The sequence below is a fragment of the Prevotella melaninogenica genome (assembly GCF_003609775.1).
Taxonomy (GTDB): Bacteria; Bacteroidota; Bacteroidia; order Bacteroidales; family Bacteroidaceae; genus Prevotella; species Prevotella melaninogenica_A.
This window is the reverse complement of the sequence record NZ_AP018049.1, coordinates 885813-912726: the sequence shown is the minus strand read 5'-3', so window position 1 is coordinate 912726 and position 26914 is coordinate 885813. Positions and strand designations below refer to the sequence as shown.

General features: G+C 38.3%; 20 protein-coding genes and 1 riboswitch. Of the genes, 12 read left to right on the top strand and 8 right to left on the bottom strand.

Going from position 1 to position 26914, the window contains the following annotated elements:
- Window positions 1-93 precede the first annotated feature (93 nt).
- From PMEL_RS03675 to PMEL_RS03665, 3 genes are all read right to left on the bottom strand, one after another.
- The gene (locus tag PMEL_RS03675) at window positions 94-1236 is read right to left on the bottom strand and encodes a cytochrome d ubiquinol oxidase subunit II (RefSeq protein WP_120174023.1); all 1143 of its coding nucleotides are present in this window, start codon (window positions 1234-1236) and stop codon (window positions 94-96) included.
- Window positions 1233-2768, bottom strand: a complete 1536-nt coding sequence (locus tag PMEL_RS03670; protein WP_120174022.1) for a cytochrome ubiquinol oxidase subunit I — start codon at window positions 2766-2768, stop codon at window positions 1233-1235. The genes PMEL_RS03675 and PMEL_RS03670 overlap by 4 nt, the downstream gene beginning before the upstream one ends.
- Window positions 2769-2847: 79 nt before the next feature.
- The gene (locus tag PMEL_RS03665; RefSeq protein ID WP_120174021.1) at window positions 2848-3063 is read right to left on the bottom strand and encodes a DUF4492 domain-containing protein; all 216 of its coding nucleotides are present in this window, start codon (window positions 3061-3063) and stop codon (window positions 2848-2850) included.
- Window positions 3064-3257: 194 nt separating this feature from the next.
- On the opposite strand from PMEL_RS03665, the gene PMEL_RS03660 reads away from it, so the two are divergent.
- The 4 genes from PMEL_RS03660 (at window position 3258) to PMEL_RS03645 (ending at window position 8823) form a co-directional block, all read left to right on the top strand.
- On the top strand, window positions 3258-4763 hold the full coding sequence (locus PMEL_RS03660) for a TolC family protein (protein ID WP_120174020.1): 1506 nt from the start codon (window positions 3258-3260) through the stop codon (window positions 4761-4763).
- A 120-nt stretch (window positions 4764-4883) separates the two neighbouring features.
- Window positions 4884-5870 carry an HlyD family secretion protein gene (locus PMEL_RS03655; RefSeq protein WP_120174019.1) on the top strand — a complete coding sequence of 329 codons (987 nt, stop codon included), beginning with the start codon at window positions 4884-4886 and terminating at the stop codon, window positions 5868-5870.
- A gap of 320 nt (window positions 5871-6190) precedes the next feature.
- The gene (locus PMEL_RS03650; protein ID WP_120174018.1) at window positions 6191-7372 is read left to right on the top strand and encodes an ABC transporter permease; all 1182 of its coding nucleotides are present in this window, start codon (window positions 6191-6193) and stop codon (window positions 7370-7372) included.
- A gap of 155 nt (window positions 7373-7527) precedes the next feature.
- Window positions 7528-8823 carry an ABC transporter permease gene (locus PMEL_RS03645; RefSeq protein WP_120174017.1) on the top strand — a complete coding sequence of 432 codons (1296 nt, stop codon included), beginning with the start codon at window positions 7528-7530 and terminating at the stop codon, window positions 8821-8823.
- A 552-nt stretch (window positions 8824-9375) separates the two neighbouring features.
- Here PMEL_RS03645 and PMEL_RS03640 read toward each other — a convergent pair.
- The 3 genes from PMEL_RS03640 to PMEL_RS03630 all read right to left on the bottom strand — a co-directional run bounded on the left by PMEL_RS03640 (window position 9376) and on the right by PMEL_RS03630 (window position 12041).
- Complete coding sequence (locus PMEL_RS03640; RefSeq protein ID WP_120174016.1) at window positions 9376-10140, bottom strand: SDR family oxidoreductase; 765 nt, start codon at window positions 10138-10140, stop codon at window positions 9376-9378.
- 115 nt (window positions 10141-10255) lie between these two features.
- Window positions 10256-11137, bottom strand: coding sequence for a DMT family transporter (locus PMEL_RS03635; RefSeq protein WP_120174015.1), 882 nt, complete (start codon window positions 11135-11137; stop codon window positions 10256-10258).
- The gene (locus PMEL_RS03630; protein ID WP_120174014.1) at window positions 11118-12041 is read right to left on the bottom strand and encodes a DMT family transporter; all 924 of its coding nucleotides are present in this window, start codon (window positions 12039-12041) and stop codon (window positions 11118-11120) included. The genes PMEL_RS03635 and PMEL_RS03630 overlap by 20 nt, the downstream gene beginning before the upstream one ends.
- A 360-nt stretch (window positions 12042-12401) precedes the next feature.
- A riboswitch (TPP riboswitch) is annotated at window positions 12402-12500 on the top strand.
- A gap of 92 nt (window positions 12501-12592) precedes the next feature.
- Here PMEL_RS03630 and thiD point away from each other — a divergent pair.
- From thiD to PMEL_RS03605, 5 genes are read left to right on the top strand one after another with little or no spacing between them, the layout of a single operon-like run.
- Window positions 12593-13408 (top strand): bifunctional hydroxymethylpyrimidine kinase/phosphomethylpyrimidine kinase, encoded by an 816-nt coding sequence (thiD, locus tag PMEL_RS03625; protein WP_120174013.1) that lies wholly within the window; start codon window positions 12593-12595, stop codon window positions 13406-13408.
- Window positions 13405-14040, top strand: a complete 636-nt coding sequence (locus PMEL_RS03620; RefSeq protein ID WP_120174012.1) for a thiamine phosphate synthase — start codon at window positions 13405-13407, stop codon at window positions 14038-14040. The genes thiD and PMEL_RS03620 overlap by 4 nt, the downstream gene beginning before the upstream one ends.
- The gene (thiC, locus tag PMEL_RS03615; protein ID WP_120174011.1) at window positions 14037-15614 is read left to right on the top strand and encodes a phosphomethylpyrimidine synthase ThiC; all 1578 of its coding nucleotides are present in this window, start codon (window positions 14037-14039) and stop codon (window positions 15612-15614) included. The genes PMEL_RS03620 and thiC overlap by 4 nt, the downstream gene beginning before the upstream one ends.
- A 38-nt stretch (window positions 15615-15652) precedes the next feature.
- Window positions 15653-16426: a sulfide-dependent adenosine diphosphate thiazole synthase gene (locus PMEL_RS03610; RefSeq protein WP_120174010.1), complete on the top strand. Its 774-nt coding sequence runs from the start codon at window positions 15653-15655 to the stop codon at window positions 16424-16426.
- A gap of 10 nt (window positions 16427-16436) precedes the next feature.
- Window positions 16437-17024 carry a thiamine phosphate synthase gene (locus PMEL_RS03605; protein ID WP_120174009.1) on the top strand — a complete coding sequence of 196 codons (588 nt, stop codon included), beginning with the start codon at window positions 16437-16439 and terminating at the stop codon, window positions 17022-17024.
- A gap of 682 nt (window positions 17025-17706) precedes the next feature.
- On the opposite strand, the gene PMEL_RS03595 is transcribed toward PMEL_RS03605, so the two are convergent.
- The gene (locus PMEL_RS03595) at window positions 17707-20739 is read right to left on the bottom strand and encodes a leucine-rich repeat domain-containing protein (protein WP_120174007.1); all 3033 of its coding nucleotides are present in this window, start codon (window positions 20737-20739) and stop codon (window positions 17707-17709) included.
- Between the two features lie 1250 nt (window positions 20740-21989).
- Here PMEL_RS03595 and PMEL_RS03590 point away from each other — a divergent pair.
- The 3 genes from PMEL_RS03590 to PMEL_RS03575 all read left to right on the top strand — a co-directional run bounded on the left by PMEL_RS03590 (window position 21990) and on the right by PMEL_RS03575 (window position 25561).
- On the top strand, window positions 21990-22979 hold the full coding sequence (locus tag PMEL_RS03590; protein WP_172586742.1) for a 2-hydroxyacid dehydrogenase: 990 nt from the start codon (window positions 21990-21992) through the stop codon (window positions 22977-22979).
- A 300-nt stretch (window positions 22980-23279) separates the two neighbouring features.
- Complete coding sequence (locus PMEL_RS03585) at window positions 23280-23879, top strand: porin family protein (RefSeq protein ID WP_120174005.1); 600 nt, start codon at window positions 23280-23282, stop codon at window positions 23877-23879.
- Between the two features lie 320 nt (window positions 23880-24199).
- The gene (locus tag PMEL_RS03575; RefSeq protein WP_120174003.1) at window positions 24200-25561 is read left to right on the top strand and encodes an MATE family efflux transporter; all 1362 of its coding nucleotides are present in this window, start codon (window positions 24200-24202) and stop codon (window positions 25559-25561) included.
- Between the two features lie 110 nt (window positions 25562-25671).
- On the opposite strand, the gene pncB is transcribed toward PMEL_RS03575, so the two are convergent.
- The gene (gene pncB, locus PMEL_RS03570; RefSeq protein WP_172586741.1) at window positions 25672-26877 is read right to left on the bottom strand and encodes a nicotinate phosphoribosyltransferase; all 1206 of its coding nucleotides are present in this window, start codon (window positions 26875-26877) and stop codon (window positions 25672-25674) included.
- Between the last annotated feature and the right edge of the window lie 37 nt (window positions 26878-26914).

Sequence of the window (26914 nt, the reverse complement as noted above, 5' to 3'; positions counted from 1 at the left end):
CTTTCTATAAGAAGAAGGGGTGAGAAAAGTTCATAAATAGAAACTTCTCTCACCCCATAGACTTTTATCTGTATAGAACCGGAGGACTAAAACTTAGTAAGCGTGGTCGTCCTCTGCAATTTCCTTACGATCAATAGCCTTCTTGTCGATTGCACGCCAAGCATAAACAATGTATGCCAAAACGAATGGAACAAGGAAGCTAACATAGAACATAGCCTTCAATGTGAACTCACTTGAAGAACTGTTCTGAAGTGTCAATGAACTCTGTAGATCGGCTGTTGATGGATAGTAAGCTGTGTTGTTCCATCCTGCAATGAGGAAGAGGACCAAAACAACCAATACAACTCCAATACCTGCAGGCCAAATACCACGTACATACTCTGGCTTAAGGACGGTTTTAACGATTCCGAAAAGCAAGAGAACAACACCTACAAGCAGAATGATAGCCAATGGCCACATTGCTAATAAGTTGTTCAAATACTTCATAGGCTCCATAACGATAATGCCAGCTTCATTTACTGCATAGCCCTCGCCTACCAATGTTACAATAAGGAAAGGCAAGAAGAACAGTAAGAAAAGAACAGTATTTACGAGTAACTGCTTGCGAACACGTCCACGGATAATATCATCGTTCACATTATTATTAATATAGAGTGTTCCGAGAATACGTGCAAGGAATACTACTGAAATACCAAAGATAACTACCCAAGGATTAAGCAGTACGTCGAGTCCACGTGAACCATTTGCCCAATGAGAGATAACAGGCTGCATGAAGTCAGTAATGTTACCTTTCTCTACGATGAAGTTAGAACCTGTAAAGAAGGTTGCAACAGCTCCACCTAAGAGCAATGGACCAAGAATACCATTAATAATCAATCCAGTCTGGAAGGTACGAACACCAAAGAGGTTACCTGCCTTATTCTGGAATTCATAACTAATAGCCTGAATGATAAATGTGAAGAGAATTAATACCCACACCCAATAAGCACCACCAAAACTGGTACTATAGAACAATGGGAAAGAAGCAAAGAATGCTCCACCGAATGTTACAAGTGTTGTAAAGGTGAACTCCCACTTACGACCTGTTGAATTAATGAGCATACGGCGCTCTTCTTCTGTCTTACCCAATTGGAAAATCATTGAGTTTGCACCCTGCACGAACAGCAGGAAGACAAGTAGCGCACCTAAAAGTGAGATGATGAACCACCAGTAATGTTGCAGAAAATCGTATGTCATAGTTCTGGTCCTTTCTTAATTTGCTTACACATAATACTAACTTCAGCTGTCAACATTGCAGTAAAGAGAACAAGGAAGAGGAAGAAGGTGAATGCGATACCACCACTTGAGAGGTCGCTCACTGCTGCCCATGTTGGAAGCATATCCTGGATTGTCCATGGCTGGCGGCCAAATTCGGCAACAAGCCATCCACACTCACTTGCAATAAAAGCTAATGGGATGAGTGCAATACCTACTCTCTGCAACCAGCGTGGACGAGTAATGTCCTTCTTGTAAACAACGAACAACATCACTGCAAAGATAAGAATGAAGAAACAGCCAAGGCCAACCATAATGCGGAATGACCAGAAGTTAACAGGAATGAATGGTACAATCTGCTCTGCATCTTTAATATATCCATAGCCGAAGTACTTCATATCCTTTTCAAGAACTTTGAGATTAGACTCTTTGTCCTTTCCTGCACGATAGTCTTTAAGTGCTTGGATGGCATTACGACCACGTTCCTGCTTCTCCTTCAATGAAGGTTCTACTGTGCCATCTGGCTTCTGATAACCATTAATAATTTCCTTTACACCTGGAACATAACCATGAGCATCCTTTGTAGCGAGAATAGAAAGCATGTTAGGTACAGCTATTCGCATAGGAGGTTCAGACTGATTCATGTAATCAGGCTGCTCAAATGGGTTTACCCAAGCAATTGCAGTCAGGCTCTGGTCTGTACCGCCCTCATAGAGAGCTTCCATTGCAGCAAGCTTCATTGGCTGTGCCTGTGCTACCATGTAAGCAGAGTTGTGACCTGTAGAGCCTGCTAAAAGAGAAGCTACAAGACCAACTGCAGCACCCACTTTGATACTTTCCTTTGCAAGTTCAATGTGACGCTTACGAAGCAGATACCAGCAACTTACACCAACGGTGAATGCTGCACCCAATATCCAAGAAGAAGTAATGGTGTGTGTGAACTTGTCAATTGCAAATGGACTCAGTGCAACGTCGAGGAATGAGGTCATCTCATTACGCATCGTATCTGGGTTGAAGGTGCAACCAATAGGATACTGCATCCACGCATTAGCCACGAGAATCCACCATGCTGAGAGCGTTGCTCCCAAACCAGTGAGCCATGTTGACGCGAGATGGAAGCCTGCTGAGACCTTGTTCCAACCGAAGAACATCACTGCAACAAATGTTGACTCCATAAAGAAAGCCAAGATACCTTCAATGGCAAGTGGTGCTCCAAAGATGTCACCAACGAACCAAGAATAGTTGCTCCAGTTTGTTCCGAACTCGAACTCAAGGATGATACCAGTGGCAACACCCATGGCAAAGTTAATACCAAACAATCGCTGCCAGAATCGAGTTGCAGTACGCCAGAACTCCTTTCGGGTGCGATAATAACAAGTCTCCATGATTCCCATTACGACAGCTAAGCCCAGTGTCAAGGGAACGAAAAGCCAGTGATAGATGGCTGTCAGTGCAAACTGTGCACGTGACCAGTCAACAGTTCCTGGATCAATGGCTAAAAGTAGGTTTTCCATTGTTTGTTGTTATTTATTAAAATGTTAAGAATTGAATATTTGCTATTGGTAACAAAGTAGTGAAAATAGTTGAAAGAAATTATCTTTTCATCAGCTGTTGCTCAATGAAATCACCTTCTTTTCCTTTTTCCGCATTCTCTTTTAAAAAGTTTGGAAAGAAGAATATCTTTAACACAAGGAACATAATAGCCAACTTAACTATTATTACTGTCCAGAGCGTTTTACCTAATGTCATGTGCCGAAAACCATCATAATAGAGGTCAAATGCACGATAAAAGAAATTGTTTTTGTTCACTGTATGAAATGTTTTCGTACTTGTATTTTATACAAACCACTTCTGCAAAGTTAAACATTTATTTCCAAAGTTGTTCTATATTTCCCTAAAAATAGGCATATTTTTGTATTTTAATGATAATCTCTTCCCTTTTCCTTGTTAATCAATTAAAAAAGACTATTTTTGCAAAAGATATTTTTAGAGACATTTAGATAATGAAAAAATTATTCGCCATAGTAGTTCTATTGGGTGCTATCTTGGGCATTCATGCGCAGGAGGTGTACTCTCTGCAGAAATGTCGAGAGCTTGCTTTACAGAATAATCGCCAGTTACAGGTTTCACGTATGACAGTAGAAGTAGCAGAAAACACACGTAAGGCAGCTAAGACAAAATATTTGCCACGTGTCGATGCGCTCGCTGGTTATCAGCACTTTTCACGTGAGATATCACTCCTCAGTGACGACCAGAAGAATACTTTTAGTAATCTCGGAACAAATACTTTTGGGCAGTTAGGGGGGCAGATCGGTCAGAATCTCACTTCGTTAGCACAACAAGGTATTCTCAGTCCACAGATGGCTCAGCAGCTTGGTCAGCTCTTTAGCAATGTTGCTACACCGCTCACTCAGGCAGGAAATAATATCGGGCAAAGAATCAATGAGGCATTCCGTTCAAACACGAAGAATGTCTATGCGGGTGGTATTGTTGTAAACCAACCTATTTATATGGGCGGTGCTATCAAAGCAGCTAACGATATGGCAGCTATTGGTGAGCAGGTTGCGCAGAACAATATCAGCCTCAAGCGACAGTTGGTACTTTATGGAGTTGATAATGCCTATTGGTTGGCAATCTCCTTAAAGAAGAAAGAGGCATTGGCAACTTGCTATCGTGATTTAGCACAAAAGCTCAATGAAGATGTTAAGAAGATGATACGTGAGGGTGTTGCTACTCGAGCTGATGGATTGAAGGTTGAGGTAGCTGTTAATACTGCTGATATGCAGATCTCTCGTATTCAAAGTGGTGTATCATTGGCAAAGATGGCATTGTGTGAGCTTTGTGGTCTTGAGTTAAATGGTGATATCTTGCTCTCGGATGAAGGTGATGTTGACCTCCCTCCTACTCCTTCTCCACAATTTGATAACTACACTGTCTCTTCTTCAGATACTACTGGGCTTAACGAAGCTCGTCCAGAGTTACGTCTCTTGCAGAATGCAGTTGATTTGAGCATACAGAACACCAAACTTATTCGTTCTCTTAATATGCCTCATGTACTTCTTACAGCTGGTTATTCCGTGTCTAATCCGAATCTCTTTAATGGTTTTCAGAAGCGTTTTACAGATTTATGGAACATAGGAATAACAGTTCAAGTACCAGTATGGACTTGGGGAGAAAACAAATATAAGGTACGTGCAAGCAAGACAGCTACAAGTATCGCACAGCTGGAAATGGATGATGTACGTAAGAAAATTGACTTAGAGATAGAGCAAAATAGACTCCGTCTTAAGGATGCTAACAAGCAACTTGCTACATCTCATAAGAATATGGCTGCAGCAGAAGAGAATCTACGCTGTGCAAATGTAGGCTTTAAGGAGGGCGTTATGACGGTTACAGAAGTCATGGCTGCTCAGACTGCTTGGCAGACTTCACGCACGGCAATCATTGATGCTGAAATTAGCGTTAAGTTAGCACAGACAGGATTACAAAAGGCTCTTGGCGGTCTATAACTAAAGTTTGAACTTTGAGACTTGAACTTCATGAAGCATTAGTAAGTCATTAATTCATTTCTTAAAGACTCATTTTACAAGAATAAAATACTTAACATATAAAAATCAAATCTCAAAAGTATGTCAGCAAAATCACAACATAACAACATTCTATTAGCCGTGTTGGGCTTTGTTTCGGTTGTAGTTATTGTAGCCGTTATTGGTTATTTCACCATTGATCGCACAGAAGAGACCATACAAGGAGAAGTGGAAGTAAGCGAATATCGTGTAGCTTGCAAGTTCCCTGGTCGTATCACAGATATTAAGGTGAAGGAGGGTGACTTTGTTCATAAGGGAGATGTTCTTGCAACATTGGCTATTCCTGAAGCAAGTACACAAGAGAAAGTAGCTGAAGCTGCCGCTGGTGCTACTGATGCTTTGAGTGCTTTGGCAGAAGGTCCTACACGTCGCGAAACAGTTGAAAGTGCTTATCAAATTTATCAGCAGGCTATTGCTGCAAATAGTATCGCCGAAAAGACCTATGGCCGTATGCAGCGACTCTATGATGAAGGTGTTCTGAGTGCACAGAAACGTGACGAGGCAATGGCTGCATACGAGGCGACAAAGGCTGGAGTACAAGTAGCTAAATCACAGTGGGAACTTGCTAAGAATGGTGCACAACGTGAGACAAAAGAGGCTGCAAGAAAGCAGGCTCAGGCAGCTCGTTCTGCCGTTGAAGTCGTTCGTTCAGTATTGAAAGAGACCGTACAGCGAGCAACAGCAGACGGAGAGGTTGAAACAATCTATCCAAAGGTGGGCGAACTTGTTGGTTTAGGCAGTCCTATTATGAGTATCTCAATGGTTGATGATATTTGGGGAACATTTAATGTTCGTGAGGATCAACTCAAGGATATGAAGGTTGGAACAGTATTGAAAGCTTATGCTCCTGCTCTTGATAAGAACATCGAACTGCGTGTAACTTCCTTAAAAGATAAGGGTTCTTACGCAGTATGGAAGGCCACTAAGACCAATGGACAGTATGATTTAAAGACATTCCAAGTAAAGGCAAAACCAACAAAGAAGGTTGAAGGTTTGAAACCTGGTATGTCTCTGATATTAAAGAAATAGGACCTCCCCCAACCCCTCCAAAGGAGGGGAGCTACCTAACGGGATAAAATTGGTTATTTAAGTAACAATCAGTTGTCCAATAATGGCTAAAATAGCCCTCTCTTAGCATCTTCTATAGATGTGCTAATGGTAAACACATGTAGTGCTGATGGCTAACACCAATGGTGCTAAGGCTTAACACTAAAGACTGAGGGGCTTACTTTACTAATAAGATAGTAAACTTTCATTATTTAAAGACCATCTGACAAAGACATTTAAAGGCAGTTCTCCTCACATAATATCCCCTTATAGAGGGAGTTGAGGAGACTTTTTTAATCATAATGAAGAAATTACTCTTATACATAAGAAGGATTGTTAATCTCTCTGCTCGTGAAGTAGGATTGATGATACATAACCCCATCTACATCTGTTGTATGGTGGTCTTTCCCATTATTATCATCTTCTTCTTTACTTCTTTGATGAGTACTGGGCAGCCAGAGAAACTTCCGTGTGGTGTTGTCGATTATGATAATACTTCCGTTACACGTGCAATGATTCGTCAGTTGGATGGTTTTCAAAGTACTCGAGTCGCAGGACATTATAACAATGTAGCTGAAGCTCGTAAGGCAATACAACGCAATGAGATATATGGTTTTCTTTATATCCCAGAAGGAACAACGGCAAAACTTGTTTCTCAACGTCAACCAGAAATCTCTTTCTACTATAGTAATGTAACACTTGTTGCAGGAGGAATGATTTTTAAAGATCTCAAAACCGTGACTACATTAAGTTCTGCAGCTGTTGGTGCAGCCAAGTTGCAGATGCTTGGAAAGACGCCAGATGAGATTAAAACTATCATTCAGCCAATAGGACTCGACGTGCACATGGTTGGTAATCCTTGGATGAACTATAATGTTTATTTGAGTAGTATAATGATTCCAGGTATTCTGGTACTATTCATGTTTCTTATTACAGCCTACTCTATTGGTACAGAGTTAAAGTTTGGCAGAGCAAATGAGTGGATGTCTATGGCTGGAAATAATATTCTTGTAGCCCTTATGGGTAAGCTATTACCACAGACACTTATTTTCTTAACCATATTCTTTAGTTATGAATGGTATGTCTATGGTTATCTGAACTTTCCACACCCAGGTGGTCTGGGTATGATAGTCTTCCTTGCCATACTTACAGTATTGTCATCTCAGGGCTTCGGTGTTTTTGTCTTTGGATTGATGCCTTCTCTACGAATGTCAATGAGTATATGTTCTCTTTGGGCTGTGGTAGGTTTCTCTGCCTGTGGTGCAACCTTCCCACTTTTTGCAATGGACGGAATGATTGAAGCATTGGCACAGATTATACCACTGCGCCATTATTATATGATTTATCAAATCTGTATCTTCAATGGTTATCCATTGATAAATGCGTGGGTGAATGTCGTAGCACTGGTGGCTTTTGCATCATTGCCAATCCTTGTGATTAGAAATATTAAGCGAGCGATGGTTGAATATGTATATATACCATAAGGATATAAAAGTCTCATCCATTAATGGTCATAATCGTTGGGTGTTTTTGCAGAATGTTATATCCAAAAAAGATATATAAAGGGTTATATTTCTGTATATTACTCATCATTGATTAAATAATCTTTCAAAGAAGAGGAATCAATAAACTGTCAATTATGTCAGAAACAAAGAATACATTAAAGCCTACTAATAAAAAGAAAGCAAGCTCAGGACCGCTGAGTTTCCTCTCTTCTCTTTGTTATATATGGTGGTTGGAAATGAAGAGTACGATTAAAGACGAAGGAGTATTAATGTTCTTTCTCCTTGTCCCTTTGGCTTACCCACTACTTTACTCATGGATATATAATAATGAAGTAGTGCGTGAGGTGCCTGTCGCGATTGTCGATTTATCTCACTCTTCATCTTCACGTGAGTTTATTCAAAACTTTGATGCATCACCTGATGTACGTGCTGCCTACTATTGTAATAATCTACAGGAGGCTGAAGCATTGGTGGGAAAACAGGCTGTTCATGGTGTACTCTACTTTCCAAGTGATTTTGATTGCACTTTGCATCGTGGTGAAAAGGCTCATGTGGGTGTGTATTGTGACATGAGTCTGATGCTTACCTATAAGGCTATCTATCAGACTGCATTGGCAGTATCAATGGAAATGGGTACTGACATAAAGAAAGAACATTCTTTATCGTTTACAGAAAGAGACGAAGAGGTTAGCACCGAACCAATGATTGTAGATGCAGAACCGATCTTTAATACAACGGGAGGTTATGGCAATGCTATTCTTCCTGGTGTATTGATTCTTATTCTACAACAGACATTACTTCTCGGAATAGGCTTATCGGCAGGTACAGCACGTGAAAACAATCGTTTTCAAGACCTTGTTCCTATTGGTAAGCACTACAATGGAATTATGAAGATAGTACTTGGTAAATTCTCTTGCTACTTCATGATCTATTGTGTTATGGCAGCATACGTCTCAATGGTTGTACCCCATTTGTTTAACTTCACTATGCTTGCTCGTCCTTCTGACCTCTTTTGGCTTCTTTTGCCATATCTGTTAGCGGTTATCTTCTTTGGTATGACTATCTCATGTCTTGTGCGTTATCGTGAGAATGTAATGCTTTTAGTGGTCTTCACGTCTATTCCTTTCCTTTTCCTTACGGGTGCATCATGGCCACAGAGTAGTATTCCTGGTGGATGGCAAGGTGTTAGCTGGCTTGTACCTTCTACCTTTGGTGTTCGTGGCTATTTACGAATAGCATCAATGGGTGCAACTATTGATGACGTGTTACCTGAGGTTCGTGCATTATGGATACAGGCAGCTGTATATTTTGTTACAACCTGCTTTGTCTATAGATTCCAGATTATCAATGCTCGTAAACATGCTATCTCACACTATCAGATGATTCAAGATAGAATTAAGACTGCTCGTGAGAATAAATCTAAGGGGTAATAAACATTTTAAGGAAAGGTCTTAGCATACAAGACTCTTTATAGATATAATAGGAAAGTAGAACTATCTACATTAGACAAAACAGCCGATTTTGTAAAAACTTTTCTCCACCTCTGTTATTATCAAGGCTTAATTGGCTTTGAAAAGACGCCCTTTGGGCTTGCAAAAGATGCCCTTTTGAGGTCTTACTAACGCCCTTTTGAAGTCCTATTAAGCATCTTTTGTTATGCAACCTTGTAACTTCTTAATAACAAGATAGTTAAGAAGATAAACAAAATAGCATGTTTTCACCTAATTTCTACAAAGAGATTAAGGCGTAATGTAAAATAAATTCAAACAGTGAATATTCTAAAAAGTAAGTGTTTATAGCACTAATTTGAATTGAATAAGACAAATGGGAATATAAGTTTATATGTCTATTGGGTACATCTACAATAAACTATAACTCATATTCCCATCGCAGTAAGATTCTCTTATATCACTCTTAAAAGTGGAAGTATCCTCTCTTCTTTTGGTTAAATGCAATCTTAAAGTAAATTAGGAAAGAAAGATTTACTTTGATGTGTTTCTATGTAGCACACTTCCATTTGCTTGGTGCGTAGCAAGAACGAGCACTTCGGCAATCTGAACATGGGCAGGAGCGGAAGCAGCATAGAATACAACCTCAGCTATGTCAGCACCTGTAAGTGGCTTAACACCTTCATATACCTTATCAGCACGAGCGTCATCGCCATGGAAGCGCACGTTAGAGAAGTGGGTCTCTACCAATCCTGGTTTTACATTTGTTACACGTACAGAGGTGTGGGCAAGGTCAATGCGGAGCCCGTCGGTAATCGTCTTAACAGCAGCCTTTGTACCACAATAGACATTACCGCCTGCATAAGCTGCATCGCCTGCTACAGAACCGATGTTAATAACATGTCCACTGTCACGTTTTACCATTCTTGGTACAATAAGGCGTGTCATGGTAAGGAGTCCTTTAATATTGGTGTCTATCATCGTATCCCAATCCTCAAAATTTCCTTCGTACTCTGGTTCTAAGCCAAGAGCTAAACCTGCATTGTTTATTAAAACATCTATTTGCTGCCATTCAAGGGGTAGGCTATTGATTGCTGCTGTTGCTGCATTACGATTTCGTACGTCAAAAGCAAGTGCTAACACTCTTACTCCTTCTGCTTCGAGTTCTTTCTTTAGGTTAGCAAGAAGTTGTGCTCTACGGCCAGTAATGATAACATCATATCCTCCTTGCGCAAACTTATGTGCGCAGGCTTCGCCAATTCCACTGGTAGCACCAGTAATTAATACTATTTTTCTCATATTATGACTAAGTTATTATTAAAAGACAATATAGTTTAAGACGGACTAATAGAAAGGTGAGTTTACTCTCCTATCGATTTCTTATCTAATAGTTGATATCTACAAAACACTACTATTATTTATTAGACACCGCCACACCTATTAATATCAACGCACTCCCGACATACGCTATGGCTGTCATCGGCTCGTTGAGGAAGATAGCACTGGTTGCTACTGTAGTGATAGGGTTAAGGTATAGATAGTTTGATGATGTCATGGCACCAATCTTCGCAATGACTAATGTCCATAGAACAAAGCAGAGGAAGGATGCAACAAGTCCAAGAAACAAGAGATTTAGGAGTACTTTTGGTGTAAGAAGCATAGAGGTTGTAGCGGTCCATGGGTCGAAGATAAAGGCAGGCAGCACTGTGATAAGACCATAAAAGAAAATCTTACGTGTTATAAAAACAGCTGAATAACTATTTGAAATCTTCTTCATTAATAGGGAATAAACAGCCCAACATAGTGATGCCAACAACGTGAGAAGGTCGCCCCAAGGATTCAGATGTAGGACAAAACTACCATTAAAAATGACAATGGCAACACCCATTAAGGCTATTAATGAACCGAGAATCAGCGACCAACTTGCTTTAATACTCTTCACAAAGGTAATACCAAGTAGTACTGTAAGCAGTGGTGCAGTACAAACAATGAAACTAACGTTATTGACATAGGTAAGCCCCACTGCATAGTTTTCTGCAAGAAAAAAGACTGATCCTCCCGTAATACCTAATAAAACCATGATTAATTCATCCTGCCATGTACGAGAAAAGAGCTGACGTGGCGAGATAAACCATATACAGATATAGGCAATGACAAAGCGTAGGAAGAATATTTCTAACGGTGTTAGTCCACTGTTATAAAGCACTTTTGTGTTTACAAAGGTAGTGCCCCATACGGCAACAATAACAATGGCAAGAAGATGCCATAGTATGTTTTTATTCTTGATGTTCGGCATATTTTTTAAGAGGATTAGGTAAGGTTTTGCCCTTTGTGATAAGAAGTATTACGGAAGTAATGATAAGTACACAACCAATGATAATTGATGTTGTAAGTGGTTCACCCATGAGTGTAATGCCAATCGTCATTGCTGTGAGTGGCTCAAAGGCTCCTAAAATCGCAACACTGGCAGAATCAATCAAGGTAAGTGAACGTACCAACGTTACATTACTAATAGTGGTTGGAATCAATCCCAGTAGTATCAATGAAAGGAAAGAGTCTGCGTTAGAGATTCGCTGTACGCCTCCTGTTGTAAATGTTGCATAAAGCATGAGTAGCAACATAGCCATAAAGAAGATGTAGAAATTAACCTTCAATGCAGGTAGCTTACGGATTCTCATGTGAGGAAATAGCACCATATAGATAGCATAAAGCAATCCTGACGACATCGCAAGCGTAACGCCCCACATCGACTTAATACCATCTGTCTGCCCTATTCCACCGAGAAAAGCAACGCCAGCAATAGCAAGTAAAATGGCTAATGATATGCGAATTGTGAGTTTTTCGTTAAAGAAAAGGATGAGTAATATCTCTGTCCATACAGGATAAGAGAACAACAACGTTGTTGCTATACCTCCTGGCATATACTCGTAACTGCTGAAGAGGCATACTGCTGAAACAGCATACATAATAGAAAGGAACATAATTCGTAGTCCATCTCCCCATCGTATATGCAGGTTTTGCTTACGCCATAAGAGGATAGCCATCATAAAAAGGCATCCGAAGGCGAAACGATAGATTAATACTGACGGCAGTAACATTCCCGACTCCATTACTGGAATAGAGAAAAGTGGGATAGTACCGAACGTAATTGCAGAAAGGCTGGCATAACCATACCCCTTTATAGTGGAAGAATTACTCACGATTTATATGTGTGTTGATTAACGCTAATATAAGTGCAAATTTACATATTTTTCTGCAATATATGTATCGAAAGCTCCTATAAAAAGGTCAAGAATAAGGAATAATGAGTATATCTGACGCATGGCAACAATAAGTTGCTTTCACTTTGGCTAACTATTGCAAGGCATTTAGCACCCAACACCATTGGTGTTTATCATTAGCACCACATGTGCGGAGCATCAACTCCTTGGCAAACATAGTCTTTTAATTGGGAAGAGAACTATATAATATGGCGTACTAAACGTTAAATATAAGTTAAATCTTAAGTAACTATTTCCTATTTAAGTAATAACATTTACTTTTGTCAATCAATAAATAAATTAAGAAACAAGGGGTGCTTCACGATTGTGTTGCTGAGATTATACCCATAGAACCTGACGCTGATAATGCAGCCGCAGGGATTGTCTCATTCTATACTTACACTTTGTTTGTCATTAATGGGACTGTTTTCTATCTCGTATCATCTTTTGAAAAACTACAATAGACGTACCTCTACAAACCGATATGTTGAATGAGGTATATTTGTGCATTGACAATTGCAGGCTCAGACTGTAGCGGTGGAGCTGGAATACAAGCAGATATAAAGACAATGTCAGCTTTGGGTGTCTATGCAGCAGCTGCTATTACATCTATTACTGTGCAAAACACGAAAAGTGTACAGGCTGTTCATGGAGTGAACTCTCTTATCGTTGCAGATCAGATTAAGGCGGTTATGGACGATATAAAACCTGATGCTGTAAAGATTGGGATGGTAAATGACGGTGCTACTATACACGCCATAGCTGATACTTTAAAGTATTACCCGAAGTGTCCGATAGTGATGGACCCTATAATGGTGTCAACAAGCGGCTTTAATCTTATGAAACCAAATGCTTTGGAACTATTTTGTGACTCTTTGCTTCCAATTTCTACTCTATTGACTCCTAATCTTCCTGAGGCAGAAATATTGTCTAACATGAAAATAAATTCCATTGATGCTATGGATATAGCAGCACAAAGAATTCAGAGTTTGGGCTGTAAAGCTGTTCTGATAAAAGGAGGACACGCGAAAGGAGATAGAAAGGTAGATCGACTTTATACGACTAATGGAGGTGTACAAACTTTCACTCATAAGACAATAGACACCCGAAATACACATGGAACAGGTTGCACTCTATCCTCTGCTATCACTTCTTTTATAGCACGTAGACTGGATTTAGTTGATGCTATAGCGGCTGCAAAGAACTATCTTTCTCAAGCATTGGAAGCAGGTAAGGATATTCATATAGGCGAAGGACACGGACCTGTTAACCATTTGTTTAATCCTGAAAAACTAATAACTTTATGATACAGTTTATTACACATGCCAATGAACGCTATGATTACTTAGATGGTGTTCGAATGGCACTCGAAGGAGGATGCCGATGGATTCAACTTCGAATGAAGGATGCTTCAAAAGAGGAGATTCTGAAGACTGCTGAAAGTACAAGAAAACTATGCCGGCAATACAATGCTGTCTTTATTCTTGATGACCATGTAGCACTGGTAGAAAGGACTGGGGCTGACGGTGTACATCTTGGTAAGGACGATATGCCTATCGATGAAGCACGTCGTCTTCTTGGAAAGGATAAAATTATTGGCGGTACGGCAAATACTTTTGAAGACATCAAACGTATTTATTCTGCTGGAGCAGACTACATTGGCTGCGGTCCTTTTCGCTTTACGACTACAAAGAAAAAACTGTCTCCCATTTTAGGGTTAGATGGCTACAAACGTATTATAGAGCAAATAAATGCGTATGGAATAAACATCCCTGTCATAGCTATAGGTGGAATCCTTCTACCCGACATATCAGATATAATGCAAACGGGGATGAGTGGTATAGCTGTAAGTGGTGCAATCCTCAATGCTGACAATGATAATAGTCCAGTTACAACAATGAAACGATTTATCAACGAACTTAAATCAAACAATAAATGAAAACAGAATTCAAATTTAGTTATCCCGCCTCAGAGAAGGTTTACCTAAGTGGAAAACTTTATCCTGAGCTCAAAGTAGGAATGAGAAAAGTACATCTTACTCCTACTGTTACTATTAAGAAAGGGAAAAGATGTGAGGAAAGTAATGCCCCAGTGTATATATATGATACCAGTGGAGCTTATAGTGACCCAAACATTGATATCAACTTAGAGTGCGGACTACCTAAACTGCGTAAGTCTTGGATAGCAAAGCGTAAGAACAATGAGACCCAAATGTATTTCGCCAAACAGGGTATAATAACTGAGGAGATGGAATATGTTGCAATCAGAGAGAATATGAACTGTGAGGAGTTGGGTATCAATACGCGTATCACTCCAGCCTTTGTATGCAAGGAAATAGCCGAAGGAAGGGCTGTAATACCTGCTAACAAGAAACACCCAGAGTCTGAACCAATGATTATCGGAACAAACTTTCTTGTAAAAATCAATGCCAATATCGGCAACTCCTCCACATCTTCTGGTATCGAACAAGAGATTGAAAAGGCTGTTTGGAGTTGTAAATGGGGTTGTGATACATTAATGGATTTGTCTACAGGTAAGGATATTCATGAGACACGAGAACGGATTCTTCGTAACTGTCCTGTACCAGTTGGGACTGTACCTATGTATCAAGCTTTTGAGAAAGTTAATGGAAAGATTGAAGCTCTTAACTGGGAAATCTTCCGTGAAACGTTGATTGAACAATGCGAGCAAGGCGTAGATTACTTTACAATTCATTGTGGAATACGATTAAAGAATATACATCTTGCTGACAATCGTTTGACAGGTATCGTAAGTCGTGGCGGTAGTATTATATCCAAATGGTGCAAAGAACACCAGAAAGAGAGTTTCCTCTATAAACATTTTGATGATATATGTGATATCTGTGCAAGGTATGATGTTGCTATATCGTTAGGAGATGGACTTCGTCCTGGTTGTACGCACGATGCGAATGATGCAGCTCAATTTGCCGAACTTGACACGATGGGAGAGTTAGTTGAGCGTGCATGGGCTAAGAATGTACAGGTTTTTATTGAAGGACCTGGTCATGTTCCAATGCATAAAATCAAGGAGAATATGGAACGACAAATTGATAAGTGTCATGGTGCGCCATTCTATACATTAGGTCCACTTGTCACAGATATTGCCCCAGCTTACGACCATATCACTTCTGCTATTGGTGCATCTCTCATTGGATGGTATGGAACAGCCATGCTATGTTATGTAACTCCAAAGGAGCATCTTGCCCTACCTGAGAAAGAAGATGTACGTGTAGGTGTCATCACCTATAAGATAGCTGCCCACGCAGCAGACCTTGCAAAGGGACATCCGAGTGCTTCTATCCGTGATAATGCATTGAGTAAGGCACGTTATGACTTTCGTTGGAAAGACCAGTTTAACTTAGCACTCGACCCTGAGCGTGCGCTTGAATATTACAAAGCAAGTAACTCTGTAGATGCAAACTATTGCACAATGTGTGGCCCACATTTCTGTGCTGCACGTATAAGTCATTCGCTCAATGACTGTGAGGAATAAGCAAAAGAATAACATTTACCCGTAAATATAAATTTATTATGATTGAGACACAAGTATCAAAAGGTATTATTAGTACCTATTTCGACAAACTTCAGCGTAATTTAGAACTGGATGTTGCCATCGTTGGTGGCGGACCTTCTGGTATTGTTGCAGCCTATTATCTGGCGAAAGCAGGGTTAAAAACAGCTTTATTCGATCGTAAGTTGTCACCTGGCGGAGGTATGTGGGGCGGAGCAATGATGTTCAACCAAATTGTTATACAGGAAGAAGCATTGCACATTGTTAAGGACTTCAATATCAGCTATCAGCCTTATGAAAATGAACTTTATACCATTGACTCTGTTGAAAGCACCTCTGCCCTGCTCTATCATGCCGCACATGCAGGTGCAACTATCTTTAATTGCTACTCAGTAGAAGATGTTGTTTTTAAGAATAATGTTGTAAGTGGCGTTGTTGTTAACTGGACTCCTGTTCTTCGTGAAGGGTTACATGTTGATCCATTGAATATTATGGCTAAATGTGTGATTGATGGTACGGGGCATGATAGTGAGATATGTAAGGTTGTATCACGTAAGAATGGTATTCTACTTGACACAGCTACTGGTGGTGTTATTGGTGAAATGTCTTTGGATGTGGCTGAAGGTGAACGTATGGTTGTTGAAGGAACGCGTGAAATCTATCCTGGCCTTTATGTCTCTGGTATGGCTTCTTCAGCTGTAGCAGGCACTCCAAGAATGGGACCTATCTTTGGTGGTATGTTACTTTCTGGCAAGAAGGTAGCTGATTTGATTATAGAGAAACTAAAGAAATAAACATCATTTGATGAAATGGATAACTATAACCTCTCCTGACTTTATATCGGGAGAGGCTATCTTCATTGATAAACTCTTTTTACAGGGGCTTGATTTATTACATATACGTAAACCAGACGCACCATTAGAAGCCTATAAGCGGCTTTTACTTCAAATACCGAAGCAGTGGTATAGTCGTATTGTCTTACATGAACATTTCGCTTTAGCAGAAGAGTTTGGGCTTCATGGAATTCATCTAAATCGGCGATGTTCGCAAGTTCCCAACTCTTTTCATCGGAATATCTCTTGCTCTTGTCATAGCTTAGAAGAGGTAAAAAAGCAGAAAGACTCAAAAGATTATGTTTTTTTGAGTCCTATCTTTGATAGTATTTCTAAGGTTGGATATCATGCTGCATTCTCCCCTACCTTACTTAAGCAGGCTGCTATAGAGAATGTAATTGATGAAAAAGTAATTGCCTTGGGAGGTATAACTGCTAATAATATCTCACTTGTCAAAGAGTGGCACTTTGGTGGTGTTGCTTTTTTAGGAGATATATGGAAGCGTATGTCAGAACCACAAGTAGATGAATATCTAAAGCATATTCGAACACTCCTTTAATAAGTTTAGGCTAATATAAACTTAAACTCAATAAAAATGATTCTCCAATTGACCTTTTATCATTCCTCTAAAAAACGAAATATAAAAAAAACTGGGGTGTGCATCAATCCCATTGACGATGTAACCTTTAAAGGTATATAATCCAATGTTTCTGCTTCTTTCAGAATCATAAAGGTCTTTTGTTGTATAATTTTATTATTCATCATCATTGATGTTTTGTTAATAGGTTTGATAACAAACAATTGAAAAAGCAAAGATAATCATTTACAAAAAAATTAAAAAGCAAATTTACTATTCATTTTTGGGGTTCCATTGAAATGATAGCTTCTATTAAATACAAGCAAGAAAACTACTATTCATATTATTAGAATGCTTTTTTCGTTTCACTCCCCATCGTTCGCACTATTGGTGTTTACCATCAACACCACATGTGCGGAGCATTAACTCCTTAACAAACATAGTCTACTTATTAGAGAATCGGACGTATTGAAGTTCATATTGGCTATTTGAAGCCGAACAAGCAATTTATATTAAATTATCAGGATAGCCGCAATAAATAACGAATCATGCGACAGATGAGGTAAAGAGCGATAAAAAGAGAGTGTATCAATTTTGACACACCCTCCTTTATCACAAAAGTTTATAGAAGATTGTTAACGGCTATCAAGCCTATCAAAATCATTTATTTCATGCATTTAAAAGTACCAACCTTCTCTATCTTCAGCATATATAAACCTTTTTGTAGTGTTAATGTTAAAGATGCCATTGTTGTAACACCCTGTGCAACAAGACACCCATTTGTACTATAAAGAACATAGCGTAAACCAGCTTGCAATCCATCTACAATTACACCATTAGATGTTTCTCTAACTGTTACATGCGTATCTTCGATAGTTCTTACACCTGTTTCTATAGATTCAATAATATGTCCCGCAAACACATTCCAACCTATTTGATTAGCATAAAGATGTCCGCTCTTGACTGGAACTATCAAACGTGTTTCGTTTATAAACACAATATCCGTAAACATGTTAGCATCTATTGTAGCAGGAGTAACATCATAAGCATATACATCATGTAGATTAATACACTTTTCAAATGCGTTCTTTTCCAAACTACAACCTGCTGGAATGTGAATAGTATACAAGCCTGTACAGGTTGAGAATGCACTCTTAGAGATAGTTTTAAGCATTGAGAAATAAGGAAGAGTATCTAAACTACGGCAATACTTAAATGCACTTTCACCTATAAATACTAATGCAGAACTACCTTCCTCTTTTATATTCAAATTAGTGAGTTTAGGGTTATAACACAATGCATTATCTTTTATTACCTTTAATGATTCTGGTAAAGTTATTTTCTCTAAAGCAGTGTGGTGTGTTAGCGCATAAGGTGCAAGTGTAGTAAGACCTTCTCTTAACACTATTTCTTTTGCCTTCTCTCTTGATGGTTGAACTGGATAGAATAAAAGCGTTGATAATTGCGCGTCATATAAAACTCCTTCAACACTGCGTAAATAACTATTTCCTTCTTCAACCTTTACACTTGTTAGGGCAGGAACTGTCGTGAAGGCAGCTGGCTGCACATTTTGAGTCGTGGCAGGTATGGTATAAGACGCATCAGGACGTCCGTTAGGATAGCTTACCAACGTAGTTCTATCTTTACTATAAAGCACACCATCTACACTGGTAAAGTATTGATTTGTTGCTGGAACTTCAAACTTGACCAAGCTATTACAATATAAAAATGCAGGATAGCTTATCTTTTCTACCCTATCATTCAAGGTGAGAGTGGTCATTTGATTAGCTCCTTCAAAAGCATGAGCATCTATGTGAGTCACATTAGATGGCAAAACAGCATCACCAACAGGTGACCATTTAATTAAATGTCCATCTACTATTGTTGCGTCAGTTGGCACCTCTTCTCTCCTTTCACTACAAACCATATTTACTTCTACGTCTGATTGTAAGTTATCAATGGTATAAGTAGAGCTTGTGTACTTGAGTATTGTATTGCCATTTAATTGCCATTCATCAACACCATATCCTTCCTTAGGTTGCGCAGTAAAGACAATCTTAGATCCCTTTGGCAATGCCTCACCAGTACTTAACATAGTATTATCGCTTACATTTTGAGCTGAAAGTGTACCAGTTTTATCATTAAACGATGCAAATTTAACGACATAATAATCTGCTTTACGATCAAAGTCTACCTGAATATCCATTGCATCTTCTGCAGAAAGTGTGATACTCGACATTGAATAAAAATCTGTTAAGTTCTCAAACTCAGCAGTTGCTACATTTTTCTTTTCTCTTTGCCAGTTTGTTATTCTATATCCACGGCGTGGCTTAGCTGTGAATGTAAGTTTTTCTCCAACTTTTACCTTTGAAGCACTTAACACTTGTGTTCCATCTTCCTTAGTGCAAGTAATTGAACCCATCATAGGCGACACACTTCGGAAAAAGATGTACGCCCCTTCTTCTGTTTTCCTAAAATGTACAACAACGTTTATATCCTGAGCAACATCTTCTATTTCTAATATGTTTTCTTTTACATTAGAAGTTCTATCCTCACCATTTACTAACCATTTATAAGCCTCACAATCAAATAAAGGTATGCTCTTAATAGATAATTTAGAACCTTGTGCAATGTATGTATTATTTTTCACATCTGTCCCAGACAAGGTCCAAGCCTCTAACGAGCCAGGTCCTTCGCTACTATAAGTCACCTTTACTTGTTTTACAGCATTTGCTTCACCAACAACTATCTTTGCTTTTTTGAACTCATTTTGTAGTCTTTGCTTTACAGCCTCATTACTAACATATACAATTGTACCCTCTTTATCTGGTAAAGCACCTCCAAAACCAGAGAATTGATCACTTAGATGAACATCTACCACCTTCAAGTTTCCTACTCCATTAAATGTCAATCCATAGATATTATTTACTTTTTGCAAATGAGGAACTAATAATTCTACAAGCGAGGAACAATTAGATAGTGCACTTTCTCCTATTTCTAAAACAGAAGGAAGATTAAGTTTAACAAGCTTAGAACAATTCTTAAAACTACTATCACCTAACTTTTTACACACTGAAGAAGCCGTGTATTCCGTTAAAGCGCAAGGAAATGAAACCAATGTTCCATCACTTTTGCGTATTAAGGCGTGACCATCTGCCATAAAAGTTGCTGACGATTGATCAACTACAAATTCTTTCAAAGCAGTACAATTAGAAAAAGGATTAGCTGTAACGTTAGATAAGGAAGCTCCCAAAGACACCGTGTTTAATTGTTCACAATTGGCAAAAGCATTCTTACTAATGGTTACCACTGCTGGCAGAGAAAGAGTTTTGATAGATGAGCAACCCTCAAAAGCCTCCTTATTTATAGTTTTAACGTGTATAGCTACCAAAGAAGTAATGCCCGTACAACCCTTAAAAGCATTCTTACCAATGGTAGTTACTTGGTTAAAATCAACACTCGTAATTTGTGTGTTACTAATGGCTTCACCACCGCCCCAACTATCTTCTCCACCTTCATCCTGTGTATAAAAGCAGTTTTCGGCAATTTCAGTAACGCCATCGGGTATCTTTATACTTCCAGAAGCTCCGTCCCACGAAATAAGTTTACCATTTTCTACTCGCTGTGCATTAACTGATACGCTGCAAAAGATAACCAATAAGGTTACTAAAAAAGGTTTTAATAGATTTTTTTTCATATACTATAAATTTAAAATAACAAATCACAACTATCAGACGCAAATATATAAAACTTTCATGAAAACAAAAACTTCTGAATGAAATTTTTATTTTTAACTTTATCTCATATTAATCTTAGGCATTCGTAATAATACGTGCGTATCAGGTAAATTGGGTTTATAAAGGTTCCTCTTTAACCGAAAAAAGAGTCTCTTCCGTTAAATGTATGGACGCTTTTCGTATTGCTTTAACGTAAGAGCCGAGGTTGCTCATTAAACAAAAATATGGCTAAGACAATCAACATTCTATCCTATTATCATCCTCTTTCATTGAAAACCTTTTCATTTTAAGACTTTGAAAACTTGTAGACAAGAGTTTGAAAAATTATTACATAATTTCAAAGAAAATATCTATAAATAACGCCAAAAACACATATAAGAAGTAGCTATGCAATCAACAGAGAATCAAGTAGTTACTAAGTAGTAAAATAAAAGGTGCTTAATTGGACTTCAAAAGGGCGTTAGTAAGGGTCTTAAAGGGCACCTTTTGCAAGTCAATTGGGCGTCTTTTAGAAGCAAAAAGAGCATGTGTTGGTTTTGAAACACATGAAAATAGTTTACAAACTTCAACTAACGGGGGAATAAGTTGTTTGTAGAAGACAGATCGATATCGCAGCTAATTACGTTTATCATATAGTTTATTCCCCCTTATAAAACCATCTAAATGGGGGTAATTATTCCGTTTATGTGATTAATCTCATTCTATTAACAATCTACGCATTTAACAGAAGAACCAAAAAAGAGACTTGTTGATAAGGTATGTTATCAAAGTGAAAACAACTACATTCTACTTTTAATCATGAGTAATTCTAAACCATTATACGCTACCCTACCAATTCATTCCAAATTTCTGCTTTCTAATAACATCACAAATTCTTTAAAATAGATTTCCTGTCACTCCTATCATCTAAAAAAGACTTGTAACTTATTGATTTATAACAGATTTCTTTAAACTGTTAAAAGTGACAGCAAAATAAAATCAAAACTATTATAGTAATATTGCTGCATTTCTGCAAAATGGTAAACTATTCTATCTCATAAAGAACAACTATGAAAGATATTTATTTGCAAGAATTACAAATTATGTGTACCTTTGCATTGTCTTTGAGTAAGATTAAAGATTACCTGAGGAATCAGAAAAATAAAGAAATCCTTTTACCGTATAAAGGATTATCTATAGCACTTATAATAATTAAATTAGGTAAATAGCAATGAGGATAGCATTTTTTGACGCAAAGTCGTATGACATCGAGTCTTTCAATGATGTAAACAAGGATTATAATTTCGATATTCGCTATTATCAAGAGCGTCTCAGTATTAGTACTGTGCCTTTGGCAAAGGGTGCAGACGTGGTTTGTATTTTCGTAAATGCAGAGTGTGATGCAAGGGTTATTGATGAGTTGGTGAATAATGGTGTTAAACTTATTGCGCTTCGTTGTGCTGGTTTCAATAATGTTGACCTTAAGGCTGCTGAGGGGCGTATTAAGGTGACACACGTACCAGCTTACTCTCCACATGCTGTAGCTGAGTATGCTGTAGCATTGATGCTAAGTCTTAATCGTAAGATTTATCGTGCTGTGAACCGTACACGTGATGGAAATTTCACATTACATGGTTTGTTAGGCTTCGACATGCATGGTAAGACAGCAGGTGTTGTTGGTATGGGTCGTATTGCCAAAGAACTTATTAAGATTCTGCATGGCTTCGGTATGAACATTATAGCATACGATCTCTATCCAGATCAGGAGTTTGCAAAACAGTATGATGTAAAGATTGTTCAGCTTGACGAACTTTATGCTAATAGTGATATTATCTCACTTCACTGCCCATTGACACCAGATACTAAGTTCCTTATTAATCAGGAAAGTATTGGTAAGATGAAGAAGGGTGTGATGATTATCAATACTGGTCGTGGTCAGCTAATCCATACAGAAGACCTTATCGAAGGATTGCGTACAAAGCAGGTGGGTTCAGCTGGTCTTGACGTTTATGAGGAAGAGAAGGAGTACTTCTATGAGGATAAGAGCGATAAGATGATAGATGATGATGTATTGGCTCGTTTGTTGATGGTCCCAAACGTTGTGTTAACCTCGCATCAGGCTTTCTTTACTAAGGAAGCACTCTACAATATTGCTGTTTCAACTCTTAGCAGTGTAAAAGAATTCTCAGAAGACAAGGAACTTAGTTGTGAAGTAAAGTAAAGCAAATAAACATATTCTTACATAGAAGAAGATTATAAGATAAATAATAAGGTGGTTAGAGAAGTTTTTCTTACTCTAACCACTTTTTTTGTTTGAAATTCATTAGTTATAACATTAGATAAATACTATTTAACATGAAACTCTTTGGAAATACATGAGTTTCGTTTAACTTTGCACGCATCAACTATTAAAAAAGCTGATATCAAATCTTTAAATGTATGCTTTTCTAAAGTATTACACGATAAGAATAAAAGGATAATATATTGATAAAATTTATACCAAACTAACAACAAAAGAGTTATGAAAAAAGTTTTATTCGTAGCAGCAATGATGTTTTCGTCAGTAGCTACATTCGCACAGCATGCAGTTGGTTCATTCAATCTTCAGCCAAAGGTTGGTGTTAACATTGCAAACCTCACTGAAATTAAAGATTCAGATCCACGTATTGGGCTTGCTGCAGGTGTAGAAGGTGAGTATCAGGCTGGTGATATTTTTTCTGTAAGTGCAGGAGTTCTCTACTCTATGCAAGGTGCTAAGCAGGAGTTTTCTGTTTTGAATCAGACATTTAAGCGTACATATAAGCTTGATTACATTAACGTTCCAATTATGGCAAACGTTTATGTGACAAAGGGGTTGGCAGTAAAGTTGGGTGTTCAGCCAGGTTTCTTGGTTAGTAGCACTAATAAGGCGGAAGCTAAAACATTCCTTGGATCAGGAAGTACTACTAATGAGATTAAAGCAAAGTCAGTTGACGTCTCTATTCCTGTAGGTATTTCTTACGAGTACAACAACTTCCAGCTTGATGCCCGTTACAACTGGGGCTTGACTAAGGTTTTTGAGAACTTCAAGGATAAGAACAGCGTATTCCAGATTACTTTGGGCTACAAGTTTGACTTGTAAATAATTAAAACGCATACTATATTATTTCGAGGAGACCATGTGGTCTCCTCTTTTAGTTTGTACAGTTTTATTTTCTCTATGGCTGCTGTATACTTTTAATTTGTTATTATCATTTTTGTCTTTTATATAACAGAGGTATGACTTTAAAGTTGTAAAGACACTCTTGGCTTCATTTAGATACACCTTTATTATTATATAATATTGTTTTATATCATTTCTTTCATTAACAAAGATAAGTAATTTATGAAATATGTATGAAAATACAATATTTTTTCGTACCTTTGCAAGTGCACTTAGGATAATAAATAGCAAAAAATAGTATGTCATATCAATTTTCAAAGTACGAAACACACTACCGAAACCTTACTTATTTAGGCGTTCCAATCATTATCGGACAATTAGGAAACCTTATTCTTAATTTTGCTGATACGCTTATGATTGGTCATCATAGTACAGAGGAATTGGCTGCAGCGGCATTTGTCAATAATATGTTCACACTGGTGATTATCTTTGCTATCGGTTTTACGTATGCTATTACAGCACTCGTCGGAATTTTATATGGTCAAGAGAAGACACATCGTATTGGTGAGATGATGAAAAGTGCTACAGCAGCTAACACTTGTATGGCAATACTTTTGTCTGTCATTATGGTTATTCTTTATCTGAATATTCACCGATTAGGACAGCCAGAAGAATTATTGCCCCTCATTCGACCTTACTTCCTTATTCAGCTTGTTTCCCTCCCTTTTGTCTGCTGGTTTAATACTTTTCGCCAGTTTACCGATGGTATTACGGATACAAAGGTAGCAATGTGGATTCTTGTTGCAGGAAATGTAATGAATATCTTTGGTAATTGGATACTTATTTATGGTCATTTGGGATTACCTGAACTGGGGTTGATCGGTGCTGGCCTCTCCACTATGATATCACGTATTGTGATGGCAATCGTAATGGTTGGTATCTTCTTTTTCAGTAAGAAATATAGAGAATATAAGAAGGGATGGAGCATGGGGTCAGTAAAGTATGCTGATTTTAAGAAAATTACAGTCCTTGGTATTCCTTTGGCACTGCAAATGGGTATGGAAACGGCAGCCTTTAGTCTTTCAAGTCTAATGGTTGGTTGGTTTGGAACAGAATCATTAGCGGCTCATCAGGTTATGTTGACTATTTCACAGTTAGGCTATATGATTTACTATGGATTGGCTGCAGCGGTGGCAGTACGTATCAGTAACTTTATGGGACAGCGTGACTATCTTGCTGTAAGACGAACAGCAACGGCTGGAATTCATTTAGTCTTCTTGCTTGCCATACTAACTTCTGTGCCAATCTTCATTTGCCGTCATATCATTGGTGGACTTTTCACTGATAATGTAAACGTTATTTCAATGGTATCTATGACGATTATTCCGTTTATGATTTATCAGTTTGGTGATGGTTTGCAGTGTAATTATGCTAACGCAATGCGTGGTACAGCCAATGTGCGTCCGCTTATTTGGATTGCCTTTATATCTTTCTTCGTCGTATCTTTGCCTTTAGGCTACCTCTTCGGTGTGGTAATGAACTATCAGCTGGTAGGTGTATGGTATGCCTTCCCATTCGGCTTGACACTCTCAGGAATACTATATTATATCTATTATCAGAAGGGGTTGAAGAAGATAGAAGACGCTTCTTCTTCAAAATAAAATAATAGCAAAAGCAAAAGGCGGTAATAAGTTGATGAATATTTTCATTACTTATTACCGCTTTTTTATGTATTGTTCTTCTACATGAAGTATCCTATCAAGTAGAAAATTTACTCTTCGTAATGTATAGCCTCCATAAATCGTTTAATAACTTCAGGCTTACCAGTATGTTTACCTTTATCTTCTGAAATCTTACAGGTTTCGTTATAGAATGGCCATGACTCCGTAATTTTAACGGCTACAAGCTTGATAACAATATTCATTGGTTTAACGTGAGGGAAGTCATTGGTGAAGTGAGTACCAATACCAAATGATGGTTTTACTCGATTCTCAGCATAACGCTGTATCTCTATAGCCTTATCAGTGTCTAATGCATTTGAGAATAACACTTGCTTATCTCGTGGATCAATTCCGAAAGAGTTATATTTAGCAATGATTTTCTCTAACTGCTCGATATTATCTCCTGAATCTATACGCAATCCCTTAAACTGATTTGCAAAGTCTTCTGAGAAGTTATAAGAGAATATATCCCATCCAAAGGAATCGTAAAGGTAGGTTCCCAATGCACCTCGATAAGTTCTACGCCATGCTTCCATAGCCATATAGTTTGCCATTTGAGGACCAAACATACCACCAATAGCACAGATAAACTCATGTGCCATAGTTCCGACAGGCATAAGATTATATTTCATCGCAAGGTGAATATTGCTGGTGCCGACAAAGCGTCCCTTCCATTCACGACTATCATAACAGTCCTTCATAGCACGAACAGCAGTATCTTCTGCTGTAAGGCTGGCACGACGACGTGTGCCAAAGTCTGAGAAGACACACCCCGCCTCAAGTAGTCGTTCTGTTTTACGATAGGTCTTATCGTATAGTTCTTGATAATCAAACTCTTGAGCTTGTTCATTAAACATATAGAATAACTCTGAGATAATGGCCAGAACCTTTACTTCTAACAAAATAGTGTCAGCCCATAATCCTTCAAATTCAATATGAAGATGACCATCTTCATCCTGCCATACCTTCACCCACTCACGTGAAAAACGGAATCCACGGAGGTATGTTAAGAACCACTCTGGTAGATAATAACATTTCTCGCGAAGAAAACTTATCTCTTCATCGGTAATAACAACCGACTCCAATAACTCTATTTGATGTTCCACTTCACGTGCAAAACCTTCTGGATAAACCGTGTCGTCACGGTCAACAAAATGATAGCAAACATGTGCACGTGGATAGTTGTCAATGACAGCACAGCACATTGTAAGCTTGTAAAGATCATCGTCTGTGAAGTGATTAATAATTTGTCTCATCTTATTATTGTTGAATTCAGTCGTCAAAAGTATAAAA

Bases quoted from the DNA above. Each gene is read 5' to 3' on its own strand.
- PMEL_RS03645 (WP_120174017.1), top strand. From the start codon at position 7,528: ATGTCAGAAACAAAGAATACATTAAAGCCTACTAATAAAAAGAAAGCA.
- PMEL_RS03650 (WP_120174018.1), top strand. From the start codon at position 6,191: ATGAAGAAATTACTCTTATACATAAGAAGGATTGTTAATCTCTCTGCT.
- PMEL_RS03640 (WP_120174016.1), bottom strand. From the start codon at position 10,140: ATGAGAAAAATAGTATTAATTACTGGTGCTACCAGTGGAATTGGCGAA.
- PMEL_RS03620 (WP_120174012.1), top strand. From the start codon at position 13,405: ATGATACAGTTTATTACACATGCCAATGAACGCTATGATTACTTAGAT.
- PMEL_RS03610 (WP_120174010.1), top strand. From the start codon at position 15,653: ATGATTGAGACACAAGTATCAAAAGGTATTATTAGTACCTATTTCGAC.
- PMEL_RS03670 (WP_120174022.1), bottom strand. From the start codon at position 2,768: ATGGAAAACCTACTTTTAGCCATTGATCCAGGAACTGTTGACTGGTCA.
- PMEL_RS03675 (WP_120174023.1), bottom strand. From the start codon at position 1,236: ATGACATACGATTTTCTGCAACATTACTGGTGGTTCATCATCTCACTT.
- thiD (WP_120174013.1), top strand. From the start codon at position 12,593: ATGAGGTATATTTGTGCATTGACAATTGCAGGCTCAGACTGTAGCGGT.
- PMEL_RS03575 (WP_120174003.1), top strand. From the start codon at position 24,200: ATGTCATATCAATTTTCAAAGTACGAAACACACTACCGAAACCTTACT.
- thiC (WP_120174011.1), top strand. From the start codon at position 14,037: ATGAAAACAGAATTCAAATTTAGTTATCCCGCCTCAGAGAAGGTTTAC.
- PMEL_RS03635 (WP_120174015.1), bottom strand. From the start codon at position 11,137: ATGCCGAACATCAAGAATAAAAACATACTATGGCATCTTCTTGCCATT.
- PMEL_RS03660 (WP_120174020.1), top strand. From the start codon at position 3,258: ATGAAAAAATTATTCGCCATAGTAGTTCTATTGGGTGCTATCTTGGGC.
- PMEL_RS03655 (WP_120174019.1), top strand. From the start codon at position 4,884: ATGTCAGCAAAATCACAACATAACAACATTCTATTAGCCGTGTTGGGC.
- PMEL_RS03605 (WP_120174009.1), top strand. From the start codon at position 16,437: ATGAAATGGATAACTATAACCTCTCCTGACTTTATATCGGGAGAGGCT.
- pncB (WP_172586741.1), bottom strand. From the start codon at position 26,877: ATGAGACAAATTATTAATCACTTCACAGACGATGATCTTTACAAGCTT.
- PMEL_RS03595 (WP_120174007.1), bottom strand. From the start codon at position 20,739: ATGAAAAAAAATCTATTAAAACCTTTTTTAGTAACCTTATTGGTTATC.
- PMEL_RS03585 (WP_120174005.1), top strand. From the start codon at position 23,280: ATGAAAAAAGTTTTATTCGTAGCAGCAATGATGTTTTCGTCAGTAGCT.
- PMEL_RS03590 (WP_172586742.1), top strand. From the start codon at position 21,990: ATGAGGATAGCATTTTTTGACGCAAAGTCGTATGACATCGAGTCTTTC.